Origin of the sequence: Staphylococcus sp. MI 10-1553, from assembly GCF_010365305.1 — a bacterium.
Classification (GTDB): domain Bacteria; phylum Bacillota; class Bacilli; order Staphylococcales; family Staphylococcaceae; genus Staphylococcus.
This window is the reverse complement of sequence record NZ_CP048279.1, coordinates 2,067,504-2,080,909: the sequence shown is the minus strand read 5'-3', so window position 1 is coordinate 2,080,909 and position 13,406 is coordinate 2,067,504. Positions and strand designations below refer to the sequence as shown.

The following is a 13,406-nucleotide window of genomic DNA, read 5'->3' as shown; positions in this document are numbered from 1 at the left end:
TTATGCCTCAAATACACATTAATCTTAGTAAAATTAAATATAATGCGATGGTTTTACAGTGCATGCTTGCAGAACAAGGGGTACGTATGATTCCAGTGACGAAGTGTATGGGTGGCGATACTAAAGTGCATCAACAGTTTCGAGAAATGGGCTTTAACACTTTAGCTGAATCACGGTTAACAACGATGATGTCAGGTGAACAACAGCCCAGTAAACAAGATATGATGATTAAAGGGGCACTGCCACATGAAATCAATGATGTTGTGCGCTATAGTCAAATCAGCATCCAAACAGAACTAGAGACGATTTGCGCGCTCAGTGACGAAGCGGTTGCACAAGGCGTAAAACATCATATTTATTTAATGGTCGATTGGAAAGACGGAAGAGAAGGCGCATTGACATATGAGGTTGTGCCACTTATCAAAGAAATCATTCGCTTAAAAGGGGTTTATTTAAAGGGACTGTCATTTAACTTTATGTGTTTCCGTCAAATTCCACCGACTGAAGAAGATATTGTGTATATCAATTATTTTATAGAATCGGTCGAACGGGATACAGGCATGAAATTCAAGACGATTTCAGGTGGGAATTCGAGCATGTTGACACTTGCCATGTATGCGGATCTTGGACGTATTAATGAACTGAGAATCGGTGAAGCGCTATTTAGAGGTTATGAAACGGCTTATAACATGCGTTTGCCGTATTTATTTGATAATGCAGTGACATTAAGTGGGCGTATTTTAGAAATTAAACCGCGCTTAAACCTTGAAACACGTCAATCCTATATGCAAGCTTTAGTCGATATTGGACAGCTCGATACAGTCATCTCTGGTATTCAACCTGTGGATCGCCAGCTCAAAATTGTCGGTCACTCCAGCGATACGCTCATGATGAATTTAGGACTTGCAGATTATTATCAAATCGGTGACAAGATTGAGTTCCACTTAGACTATGCCGCGCTCGCACATAGCATGCATATGCGTCATATTCCGAAAAGCTATGATGAAGATTTAGGCATCGAGCAATTGGTGAGTGGATTTGTGGATATCAAAAAGAATAATTTTATCAAACAGTATTGACATTGAGAATCGTTATCAACTATTATTGAAATGTATTTGAAAAACATATTTCAAAGGAGTGGCAGTATAGTGAAAACAAAGAAATGGTGGGGTGTTGTCGCCCTCATTGCTGTAATGTTAATTGTTGCAGCTTGCGGCAATGTAAGTGATACTGACAAGTCAAAAGATAAGTCAGAAAGTACAAAAGGTGTTGAAATTAAGCACGACGGTGGCACAACTAAAATTGATAAAGAGCCTAAAAGAGTCGTCGCTTTAGAATATTCATTTGTGGATGCATTAGTCGCATTAGGTGTGAAGCCGGTTGGTATTGCGGATGATGGTAAAAAATCAAACCTTATCGACCCACTTCGCGATAAAGTTGGCGATTACAAATCAGTAGGTGCACGTAAACAACCTAACTTAGAAGTTATCAGCGAACTTAAACCTGATTTAATTATTGCGGATAATAACCGTCATAAAGGGAATTACGAGCAATTAAGTAAAATTGCACCGACTATTTTATTACCAAGTTTAGATTCTGACTACAAAGACAATATCGAAGCGTTCAAAACAATCGCCAAAGCATTATCTAAAGAAGATCAAGCTGACAAACGATTGAAAGAACACGAAGAAAAAATTGATAAGTACACTAAAGAAATTACAATGGATAAAGACAAAAAAGTTTTACCAGCTGTTATTTCTCAGTCAGGTCTTTTAGCGCATTCTGACAAATCATACGTCGGTCAGTTTTTACATGACCTTGGTTTTAAAGAAGCATTAACAAAAGAAGTTGCAGATCAATTACCTGAATACTTAAATGCACCATACTTAAATATGAACTCAGAACAATTAGCTGAAGTAAACCCTGAACGTATGTTTATTATGGTAAATGGCGAAAATGATCCATATTACGCTAAAATGAAGAAAGACCCAGTTTGGAATCAAATCGAAGCGGTTAAAAGTGGTCGTGTACATGTTGTGGATCGTCAAACATGGGCAAAATCAAGAGGGTTAATCTCTTCAGAAGAAATTGCAAAAGAACTTGTAGAGATTTCTAAAAAGGAAAGCAACGACAAGTAAGAGCACAAAATGGGATGAAAATTTGATGAATGATAATGATGCATCTAGCTAAACTAGTGTTCTTTGGTTAGGTTGATATACTTTTATGATTGCTTTCATGGATTCGCTTTCCTAGGGGCTGAACCTTCAACTCACCAACGCTTTCATTGAATGATGCACTTGGTGGAGCATTGGTGGATTTTCCGGTTCAGCCAATTCCTTGGGATTCTCATTCACTTAAGCAATCGTGCTGAACCAAAAGTGCCAATTACTAAATAGTAGAAAACATTCATTAAAGCAATAGCATCAAAATTTTATGCCTTATTCGTTTGCATTCATTAATTAGAAACGAGGCTGAAATGCGGACATCCCAAGCGCTTGTCATTGTATATAAAAGGTGATTTGTTATGTCAAAGGTAAATACAAAATTAAATGATGAACATCACCAAAGAAGACGCACTACGCTTACGTTTATTGTAAGCGTGTGCTTTCTTATTTTTGCAGTTTATTTAAATCTTGCAATTGGTTCATCTAAAATTTCTTTTCAATCGATGTTAGATTATTTCTTTCATCTTAAAACAACGAAAGCAACATTTTTAATACATAACGTACGTATGCCAAGAATGATTGCAGGTGCGATTATTGGCGCTGCATTGGCCGTTGCAGGGGTGTTAATGCAAGCGATGACCCGGAACCCACTTGCTTCGCCACAAATTTTCGGTGTCAATGCGGGGGCTTCGTTTACAGTGGTACTCATTACCGTGTTTCTTCCTGCATTAGCTGATAATACTGTAGTGTTTGCCTTTGTCGGTGCATTTATCGGAGGCTTTACAGTCTATACACTTGCAGATACGACTAAAGGGATGACACCTGTAAGATTAGCGCTTGCTGGGATGACGATTCACTTATTTTTCACAAGCTTAACGCAAGGTATCATATTATTAAATGAAGATGCCACGACAACAGTGATGTTTTGGCTTGTCGGAGCGTTACATACGATTAAATGGCCACAAATATTCCAAGTATTACCGTGGATCATTGGTGGACTCATCGTAGCATTGTTACTTGCGCGTCAACTTGCGATTTTAAATTTAGGGGATCAGCTGGCGACCGGTCTCGGCCAAAATACAAAACTCATTCGTGCTTTAGCTGGTTTGCTCGTCATCATCTTAGCAGGTGCGAGTGTGTCTATCGCAGGTCCTATAGGTTTCGTTGGTCTCATCGTCCCACATATCGTCAAACATTATCTGAACCGTAATTATTTTTTAATCATTACACTTTCTATGATTATGGGGGCTAATTTATTATTGATTTCTGATGTCATTAGCCGTTTAATTGCTTTTCCATTCGAATCACCTGTCGGCATCGTGACATCCTTTGTCGGCGCGTTATACTTCTTATGGATTACAATGAGAGGAGTGAAAACGCGATGAATATTCATTTTGGTAGACGTTATAGTTTAGTCATCGTACTTCTTATTGTAGGGGCAATCTTAAGTTTAAGTGCAGGTGCGGTTTGGATTTCACCTATTACGGTAATAAAAGAAGTATGGTCAGGCGACAACTTTATATTAAATGAATTTAGAGTCCCCCGTATGTTACTCGGTATTTTAGTCGGGGCAGCATTAGCGATTTCAGGTGCAGTCATTCAAGGTGTGATTCGAAATCCTCTTGCATCACCGGATGTCATTGGGATTACGAAAGGGGCAAGTTTAGCGGCAGTCATTGTCATTATTGTATTCCCGACTGCACCTTTATTCGTACTCCCTGTTGCTTCATTTATTGGGGCATTAGTCATCAGTCTCATTTTATCGCTATTGATTAGTTGGAAAGGGATTAAAGGTTCACAACTAGCGCTTATCGGGATGGCAATTGGTGCTGTTGCGATGGCATTAGTACAGTACTTACTCATCCGCAACCCCATGGAAGCCAATATTGCACTTGTTTGGTTAACCGGCAGTCTTTTCGGTCGTTCTATGGACCACGTGTTGACTATTTTACCTTGGCTGATTGTAGCGATTCCTGTGATTTTCTTATATGCGAGAAAGCTCGATATTTTACATTTAGGAGAAGAAGTCGCAACGGCATTAGGCACTCATGTACAACGCACTAAAATGATTTTACTATTCGCATCCGTTATGTTGGCAGGTGCCGCAATTTCGGTTGTCGGGGGATTAAGCTTTTTAGGACTCATAGCGCCACACATTGCACGGAGTCTAGTGGGGCATCAACATCGTCATATCGTTGCGATGTCAGGACTTGTAGGTGCATTATTGATGGTTATTGCGGATGGTTTGGCACGTATTATTGCACCACCTATTGACATTCCGGTCGGCGTGTTAATTGCGATTATTGGTGCACCGTATTTCCTTTATGTGTTACGAAAAATGTAACGGATGCAATTGCAATTAAATCTTTAACGTTAGATTCAATATTGCATATATATAGGAAATTTTGTATAATTTATATCGATTGTTGAACTGTCTTATACTAAGGGGAAAAGGCGAGAGGAAATGGAAGATTTGAATCAGAAAGAAAAGCGTACAGGGAGATTGAAATTTATTATTCTTTCACTCATTGGAATTGTGTTGTTTTTAATTCCACTCCCTGTGATAGAAGACGGGAAGCATACAACCACGTTACCCATTGCATTTTTAGCAAAACAATTTCAAGCGATACTTGGACCAGCGATTCCATGGATCATTATGCTGATTATCATCGTTTCGGGGATTTTGACAGTATTATGTAGTACGGTTTTAAAGCATCGTATACCGAGTAATAGCTTTAGAGCGAATGCATTTATTGTGACATGGCCATGGTTTGTCATTCGTATGTTGGCGATTATTATTGTTTGTATGACATTTTTAAACAAAGGATTTTCATGGGTTTATTCAGAAGATACGGGAGGTCTTATTTTTACAGGACTCCTCCCAACGCTAGTCGCAGTATTCTTCTTTGCGGCAATATTTTTACCATTGTTGCTCGAATACGGTTTACTAGAGTTTTTAGGTCCTATTTTTAGACCTGTCATGCGACCGTTGTTTACACTACCAGGACGTTCAACTGTAGACAACCTCGCATCATTTATTGGTGATGGCACAGTCGGCGTGATGATTACGAGCAAACAATATGATGAAGGCTATTATACACGACGTGAAGCTACTGTGATTGCAACGACGTTTAGTGTCGTATCATTAACATTTGCGATTGTTATAGCAGAAACGATTGGCTTAATTCATCGTTTCGCACTCTTTTATGGGACAGTCGTTTTAGCCTGTTTCATCGCAGCACTCATTATGCCCAGAATTTGGCCATTACGCTATGTAGAAGATCGTTATTCAGATGGTGCAACACCAGAAGAACGACCAGAAAAGAAATACAGTTACAAAGAATCATTCCGTAGAGGTTATGAAGATGCAGTGTCGACAGCATATCGTGCGCCAGGATTTAAACAATACATGGTTACAGCCTTTAAAACGGTGATGGACATGTGGCTTGTTGTGATTCCTGTCGTGATGACTGTCGGTACGTTAGCGACCATTTTGGCGACGTACACACCGATATTCACATGGATTGGTTTACCGTTTGTACCGATTTTAGAGTTGTTACAAGTACCAGAAGCACAAGCGGCCTCTGAAACAATGATTATCGGCTTTGCGGACATGTTTTTACCGTCTATCTTAATTGAAAGTGTCGAAAGTCAAATGACACGTTTCATTGTCGGCGTATTAAGTGTCTGTCAATTGATTTATTTATCAGAAGTCGGTGGTGTCATTTTAGGATCAAAAATTCCCGTTGGATTAGGGAAACTTTTTGCGATCTTTTTAATCCGTACGCTGATTACTTTACCAATTATTGTGTTAGTGGCACATTTATTTTTCTAAAACAAAGTTCAAAAAAGAAAACAGGCTAGGGCGTTATGATCACGCTTCCTCAGCCTGTTTTTGTTTATGTTTCGGTTATGAGAACAAAATAACATAAAAAATGGGACAGCGTGAGCCATCCCATTTCGTATGTTGAAGTATTACTTCGTCACTTCGTTGTATACTTTTTTATCATTAAACGTATAAATAATGTATTGTTGTTTGTTCGTGTCGATAATCACACGGTTTGTTTTACCAAATGTAGAACCAATACGATAAACTTTTTGCGCATCTACTTCAGGTACTGCATGAATATCTTGATCTTCACTCACATTAAGGATTTCGTTATTAGGAATGTGAATATCTGCTACTCTCCATTGAATATGCACTTCTTCTTCATTTTTCTTTACTGTCATTGCCATTACAAAACACATCCTTTATTTCTATTTGTAGGTTCATTGTAACTGATTGAAACCGCTTTTTCAAATAAAATGAGTCACAGAAAGTTAAATGTGTTATACTATTTGAGAATTGACGGAATATGCGAAAATATGTTCGTGTTTTTGTGCGTTTTATGGTATAATCCACACATCAATAGAAAGGTGGTTAACATGACCGGTAAAACGCACTCCGCTGCAGGTATTCTTATTGGAGCTGCAGTGGGCATACATTTCCAATTAGATATTTTTGAAATGGCCACATGCATTGTTGTATCTGGTTTAGCGAGTATTTTTCCTGACATATGTCATACGCGGAGTAAGATTGGGCAACGACTCCCTATTATGAGTCACATTATCAAACATTTGTTTGGTCATCGTACTTTTACACATTCTTTACTCTTTATGCTCGGGGTTTACTATGCATTACATATGATTGAAACACCAATTTACTATATGATTGGCATAATTTGTGGTATGCTTTCACATGTGATATTAGATATGTTAACACCGAGAGGCGTACATTTATTTTTTCCTATCCCTATTCGCATACGTTTCCCAATTCACTTTAAGACAGGTGGTACAATAGATTTATCACTTGCGACAACTTTTAGTCTTGTCACATTGTATCTGTTGTTTGAATCGACAATGAAACAATTTTTAAATTACTTTTTGCAATGGTGATGAAAGAATATGAAGTGATGTGTTAATGAAATTGAGTCACAGCTTTATTAAAGGAGCGTATAATTCATTATGTTAGAAAGTCATAAACTTGAAAAATATAATCAATCGCATTTAACAGAATATGAAAAGCTGATGAGTACGAACGAAAAAGAGCGACTGAACGATAAAATTGCTCAACTTGATTTAGCAGAGATTCAATCACTCTATCAGCAAGTTTATGTGAACCGTCAAACGATTGATGATGTTTCAGACGTCCAAGAAGTGAACTATGAAACAACTGCACAAATGACGGATGAAACGATAGAATTTTATCGACAACTCGGTTTACAAGCCATTCAAGAAGGTCAATTCGCTGTATTGTTAATGGCGGGTGGACAAGGAACGCGTTTAGGTTATAAAGGGCCTAAAGGTTCATTTGAAATTGAAGGTGTGAGCTTGTTTGAATTGCAAGCACGCCAATTAAAGGCATTAAAAGAAAAAACAGGTCATTTTGTTGATTGGTACATTATGACAAGTGATATTAATGATGAGGCCACATGTGCATTTTTTGAAGACCACAATCACTTCGGTTATGATGCTGAACATATTTACTTTTTTAAACAAGATAATATCGTGGCGTTAAACGAGCAAGGTCAACTGATATTAGATAAAAACGGTAGCATTATGGAAACGCCGAATGGTAATGGTGGTATTTTCAAATCGTTGAAAAAAGCAGGTTACTTGGATCAAATGGCTGAACGTCATAATGAGTACATTTTCGTCAATAATATTGATAATGTACTTGTTAAAGTGTTGGATCCATTATTTGCTGGTTTCACTGTTCATCACCATAAGGATGTGACATCTAAATCCATTGCACCACTTGCAGGTGAAAAAGTGGGGCGTCTAGCAGTTCGTAGTGGTAAAGACACAGTTTTAGAATATTCAGAGCTTGATCCTGAAGTAGCGAATCAATTTAACAATGCCAATATGGGTATTCACGCGTTTCGCCGCACATTTATTGAAAATGCAGTGGACAAACCGCTTCCTTATCATCTTGCTATTAAAGAACTTGAGCAATTAGATGAAGATTTTGGTGTTGTGAAAAAGCCTACGTTAAAGTTTGAACTGTTTTATTTTGATATTTTTCAATACGCCACTTCATTTGTGACGCTACAAGTTGCTCGAGATGAGGAATTTAGTCCGTTGAAAAATAAAGAAGGTAAAGACAGCATCGAAACAGCAACAAATGATTTGAAACGTATGAACATCATTGAATAGAGGTAATGATATGACAAAAAGTGCTACAAAGAAAAAAACGACGTTAGAAACATTTAAAGAAATGAGCCCTTTGTCATTTGGAGAAGAAGTTGGTAATAGTGTCTCACATGGTGTCGCAGCATTCATAATGTTGTTAGCCTTGCCTTATGCGGCTGTTCACAGTTATACACATCACGGCGTATTGATGTCTGTCAGTGTGTCTATATTTGTCATTAGTATATTTTTGATGTTCATTTCATCAACGGTTTATCATACCATGCAACAAGCGTCTCCTCACAAATATGTGATGCGCATTATTGATCACAGTATGATTTATGTTGCGATCACTGGTACATACACGCCCGTCTCACTTATACTCGTAGGCGGTTGGCTCGGTTGGTCCATTATGATTATCCTTTGGGGTACGACGATTTGGGGGATTTTGTATAAAGCCATTGCAACAAAAGTGAATCCTAAGTTAAGCTTGATGATTTATCTCATTATGGGATGGGTCGGTGTGATTTACTTACCTATCATCATCAGTCAATCAAAATGGCTATTTTTTATTTTCATTTTATTAGGCGGTTTAGCGTATACGATAGGGGCATGGTTTTACGCTCAAAAAAATAGACCATACTTTCATATGATTTGGCATATTTTTATACTCATTGCTTCATTATTTCATTTCATAGGTATTTTATATTTTATGTAGGTGGGTGTTTGGATGAAGCCGCATTATAAGCTGTTCATGTTTGCACTAACGGTTTTACTACTGTTTCAAGTGTATTTCGCATATTATTACTTGTTAGGAGAAGGTGCGTTAACAGTATCGCCGCTCCTAGGTTTTGTATCATTAGGCTTAGGTATCGTGATTATCATTATCATGATTTCCGTACACCGACAACATAAAAAGAACATGTAATCATAATAGAAAGAGACTGTTCCGAGACATCAATCGTTCATGTAGTGAGGGTTGATGACACTATAACAGTCTCTTATCTTTATATGGATAGTTAATGATGTTTCAATAACGCTGTATATGGAAATTCACTATAAGCAGTTGAATACATAAAGTTTGATTTTATTTCTTATCAAATTCACAATAAGTAGAGATAATGAAAATGAACGGTTTTAAACTTTACATAAAAAGTGCATAGATGTTCGTACAATTTGGTTTGATTGACGAAGATGTAAGTACAGCGCATCAGATAGATGTGGACGGTCTCTGTGTTGAAAGGTGACGGTGTTTAAAAGCATCTTTTTTTCATTTTCAGCTGAGTTAAACTTTTTATAGGACAAAGGGGATTAAACTGCGATGTCAAGATGAGTTAGCCTCACTGACCCTATGTCCGCGACAACAAATATTTCATGGAAAGGTAGAAAAGTATGTATTTAAAGCGAGTTAGTATTATTTGCTCACTAGTCTTAATTATGTTTATGGCAGCCATCGAAACGTCGATTGTGTCGTTAGCTTTACCGACGATGCGTGCTGACCTACATGCAACACAACCCATTTCACTCGTATTTACAGTGTATTTTGTAGGGATTGTGTTATCTATTCCTATTTTAAGTGAGTTAATGTCACGGATTAAAATTATCTATGTGACAATGTTAGGATTAATTTTATTTTTAGTTGGTAGTCTGCTATCAGGGATGAGTTCCCAATTTGAAATGTTAGTGTTTGCCCGCTTACTTCAAGGTGTTGGCGCAGGGGTGAACATGTCATTAGCACAAATCGTTCCTAAACTCGCATTTGAAATTCCATTTCGTTATAAAGTGATGGGGATTGTCGGCAGTGTTTGGGGGATTTCAAGTATTCTTGGGCCATTTCTCGGTGGTTTTATTTTAGAAGTTTCTTCATGGCATTGGCTATTTTACATTAACATTCCTATTGCAGTTATCGTGATGGTACTTGTATTAACGTCATACCATTTTGAAAGTGAATCCACGTCTAGACATAAAGTTGATTTTGTCGGCATGTGCTTATTTTATGTGTTATTAGCATTGCTCATGGCGAGTGTGCTCATCACAGGTCATATTTGGATGAATATCGTTTGTTTTATTTTATTCGTCATCTTCTTTGGTGTCATTATCAAGCGTTCGAAAAATGTGTCATTGTCCTTTATCCCGACAAAAGAATTTGGATCTAAAGTTCGCTTAGCATTTTTAACTGACTTTTTCATTGCAGTGACGTTAATTGGCTTTAATGTATTTATTCCATCTTATTTACAAGATCATTTAGGCTTAAGCCCGTTACAAAGTGGACTCATCATTTTCCCACTTTCAATCGGCTGGTTGTTGGTTAACTTCACTTTAGAAAAAATTGAAGCGAATCGTACTGTTCGAGGTTTATATTTGCTCGCAATAGGTATTTTAATTGTAGGAAGTATCAGTGTATTGATTGGTGCATTTCATCCTATCGTTGTTGCAGTGACATTGTTCTTCTTAGGTATGAGTTTTGGGACAGCTTATACGAAAGATAGTGTGATGGTGCAAGAAGAAACATCGCCAGAAAGTATGAAAAAGATGATGTCGCTCTTTACACTAACTCGTAATATGGGGAATTCGATTGGTTCAGCAATTATTGGTTACATTTATGCGATGGATGTGGTTATCTTTAAAACAAGCATCCAAAATGTTATGGTATTTTGTATCATAGTATTAGCAGGTTTATGGATTGTTTGGTATACACGTAAAGATAAAAGTTTACGTACAATTTCTGAAAAATAATTAAAGATATGGGGAGGTTTGATTAGTGAAAGGGAAGTTTAATTTGTTTAACTTTGTCACTTTGTTAGTCATCCTCTCCATTTTTGTTATTTCTGGGACTATATTTTTAACATTACTCGGTTTTGGCTTGTTCGGCTTAAGTCGTTTATTAATTTACTTTCGCCTTGGCACGTTTACTTATAATGAAGGATTTTATGACAATTTAATTTATTACGGCAGCTATATTATCCTAGGTTACTTTGTGATTTTTGGTGTCGAGTATTTGATGGACTGGCTCCAAAAGAAATTATATCCGAACCCTTATCTCGAGGGCTTCACATTTCATTTGATTTCGTATGCGATGATGATTACAATGTTTTATTTTGTGATTCATATTCATTATCAATATATTCAAATCGACTATTGGGTGTTGATGTTAATCATCGCGTTTCTCTACATTTGTAAAGAAGTGTTTTATCCGGATGCTGAGGATTTGAATCGAAAATAACAGGTGTCATGGCGCGTTTTTAAAGAGAAATCAAAAACTTTGCTAAGCTAACTTTTTAGTCGTAAAATAAAGCATTGGTATAGAAATGTAAGAGGAGGAAAGTGTATGCACAAAGGTGTTCATGTAGATAAAACACAAAGAAATATCATCGTTGCTGTTATTTTGATCAGTGCCTTTATTGCAATTTTAAACCAAACATTATTGAATACTGCACTTCCTAGTATTATGAGAGGTCTGGACATTCATGAAAGTACTTCTCAATGGTTAGTTACAGGATTTATGTTAGTGAATGGTATTATGATTCCTTTAACGGCATATTTAATGGATAGAGTGCCTACAAGAACGTTGTATTTAACAGCGATGGGTACTTTTGTTGTCGGTTCTATTACTGCTGCGTTAGCGCCGACATTCCCAATATTGATGACTGCACGTGTGATTCAAGCGATGGGTGCAGGTGTTATTATGCCACTCAGTCAGTTTACGTTATTTACGTTATTCCCAAAAAATCAACGGGGATTCGCGATGGGGTTATCAGGGCTTGTGATTCAGTTCGCTCCAGCCATTGGACCAACATTGTCAGGGATACTTGTTGACAATTATTCATGGCGTGCACCGTTATTCGTTGTCGTTGTTGTTTCAATTATCGGCTTAATCTTCGGTTGGCGTTCTATGCGTAACTTTAGTGATACAAAAGAAGTTGTACTTGATAAAACATCTGTAGTCCTTTCGACACTCGGCTTCGGTATTATGTTGTACGGTTTTAGTATTGCAGGTGTGCGTGGGTTCGATGATTTAATCGTATTGATAAGTTTAATTGTAGGTATTGGTATTGTGGCTTTATTCATTACCCGTCAATTACGTATCGACAACCCAATACTCAAATTGTCTGCTTTTCGTACGAGAACATTCACATTGACGTCCATTTCATCTATGATCGTCTATACATCGATGGTCGGTCCAGCACTGTTAATTCCGATTTATATTCAAAATTCACTCGGTCTGTCAGCGCTATTATCAGGGCTCGTTGTATTACCAGGTGCCGTCATTAACGGTGTCATGTCGGTCGTCAACGGTCGTTTATATGATAAAGTAGGTGCGAGAGTACTTGTTATTCCAGGTTTTGCATTACTATTAATGACGACATTAATGATGGCGCAATTAACAGCGCATACATCCTATACGTATGTCATTATCGTCTTTACGATTCGTCTATTTTCAGTGTCGTTATTGATGATGCCACTCAACACAGCCGGTATTAACTCACTACCGAATGATATGGTGTCACATGGTACAGCGATTATGAATACGCTACGAACAATTTCAGGATCAATGGGTACGGCACTGATGGTTACATTAATGAGCTTAGGAGCAGGATTTTATCAACCGGATGCGTCTGTATCAAAAACAATGATTCAACGTGAAGCAATGGCACACGGTGTCGATTTAGCATTTTACGTGACTTCAGGATTCTTATTGATTGGGTTTATTATCAGTTTCTTTATTTACGATAGAGGGAAAAAGGAACGTGTCAACAAACGTCACGTAGTACGATAACTAGATGATAAAAGATGAAACATCAAACGGCATGGCGTTGTTTGATGTTTTTTATGCGTAAATAGAAGCGGCATGAATTAACAAACAGCTGAGTTGGTATATTTTATGTTCAAAATGTAGCAGAAGTTATGGTGAGGAACCGAGTCTGTATAAAGTAAATGAGAGGTACGATGCGCTTGTCATTGTAAAAGTGATGTAATGATGAGAGAGACACACAATTTTTATGAATAGGTAGAGTTTTTACCTTATGCAACACTGTAAAAGTTTGTTAAAATGAGGAATAAAGCGTATACAAA

At 37.4% G+C, this 13,406-nt stretch carries 13 protein-coding genes; 12 read left to right on the top strand and 1 reads right to left on the bottom strand.

Features of this window, described 5'->3' with window-relative positions:
• Positions 1–2 precede the first annotated feature (2 nt).
• From GZH82_RS09690 to GZH82_RS09670, 5 genes are all read left to right on the top strand, one after another.
• On the top strand, positions 3–1,079 hold the full coding sequence (locus GZH82_RS09690) for an alanine racemase (protein WP_162682317.1): 1,077 nt from the start codon (positions 3–5) through the stop codon (positions 1,077–1,079).
• A 69-nt stretch (positions 1,080–1,148) separates the two neighbouring features.
• Entirely contained in the window at positions 1,149–2,138 is a 990-nt protein-coding gene (locus tag GZH82_RS09685) for an ABC transporter substrate-binding protein (RefSeq protein WP_162682316.1), read from the top strand.
• Positions 2,139–2,524: 386 nt separating this feature from the next.
• A complete protein-coding gene (locus GZH82_RS09680) occupies positions 2,525–3,550 on the top strand; it encodes a FecCD family ABC transporter permease (protein ID WP_162682315.1) in 1,026 nt (341 codons plus the stop codon).
• The gene (locus GZH82_RS09675; RefSeq protein ID WP_162682314.1) at positions 3,547–4,509 is read left to right on the top strand and encodes a FecCD family ABC transporter permease; all 963 of its coding nucleotides are present in this window, start codon (positions 3,547–3,549) and stop codon (positions 4,507–4,509) included. Before GZH82_RS09680 ends, GZH82_RS09675 begins: the two co-directional genes overlap by 4 nt.
• Before the next feature lie 120 nt (positions 4,510–4,629).
• Complete coding sequence (locus GZH82_RS09670) at positions 4,630–6,000, top strand: YjiH family protein (RefSeq protein ID WP_162682313.1); 1,371 nt, start codon at positions 4,630–4,632, stop codon at positions 5,998–6,000.
• A 140-nt stretch (positions 6,001–6,140) separates the two neighbouring features.
• Here the strand turns inward: GZH82_RS09670 and GZH82_RS09665 are convergent, their stop codons facing one another.
• A complete protein-coding gene (locus GZH82_RS09665) occupies positions 6,141–6,401 on the bottom strand; it encodes a SunI/YnzG family protein (protein ID WP_162682312.1) in 261 nt (86 codons plus the stop codon).
• Positions 6,402–6,590: 189 nt separating this feature from the next.
• Between GZH82_RS09665 and GZH82_RS09660 the strand changes: the two genes are divergently transcribed.
• From GZH82_RS09660 to GZH82_RS09630, 7 genes are all read left to right on the top strand, one after another.
• The gene (locus tag GZH82_RS09660; protein WP_162682311.1) at positions 6,591–7,100 is read left to right on the top strand and encodes a metal-dependent hydrolase; all 510 of its coding nucleotides are present in this window, start codon (positions 6,591–6,593) and stop codon (positions 7,098–7,100) included.
• A gap of 69 nt (positions 7,101–7,169) precedes the next feature.
• Entirely contained in the window at positions 7,170–8,360 is a 1,191-nt protein-coding gene (locus tag GZH82_RS09655) for a UTP--glucose-1-phosphate uridylyltransferase (RefSeq protein WP_162682310.1), read from the top strand.
• 10 nt (positions 8,361–8,370) lie between these two features.
• The gene (gene trhA / locus GZH82_RS09650) at positions 8,371–9,051 is read left to right on the top strand and encodes a PAQR family membrane homeostasis protein TrhA (RefSeq protein WP_162682309.1); all 681 of its coding nucleotides are present in this window, start codon (positions 8,371–8,373) and stop codon (positions 9,049–9,051) included.
• 12 nt (positions 9,052–9,063) lie between these two features.
• On the top strand, positions 9,064–9,261 hold the full coding sequence (locus GZH82_RS09645) for a hypothetical protein (protein ID WP_162682308.1): 198 nt from the start codon (positions 9,064–9,066) through the stop codon (positions 9,259–9,261).
• 464 nt (positions 9,262–9,725) lie between these two features.
• Entirely contained in the window at positions 9,726–11,069 is a 1,344-nt protein-coding gene (sdrM, locus tag GZH82_RS09640) for a multidrug efflux MFS transporter SdrM (protein ID WP_162682307.1), read from the top strand.
• A 25-nt stretch (positions 11,070–11,094) separates the two neighbouring features.
• Positions 11,095–11,556: a SepA family multidrug efflux transporter gene (locus GZH82_RS09635; RefSeq protein WP_162682306.1), complete on the top strand. Its 462-nt coding sequence runs from the start codon at positions 11,095–11,097 to the stop codon at positions 11,554–11,556.
• A gap of 105 nt (positions 11,557–11,661) precedes the next feature.
• Complete coding sequence (locus tag GZH82_RS09630; RefSeq protein WP_162682305.1) at positions 11,662–13,110, top strand: MDR family MFS transporter; 1,449 nt, start codon at positions 11,662–11,664, stop codon at positions 13,108–13,110.
• Positions 13,111–13,406 lie beyond the last annotated feature (296 nt).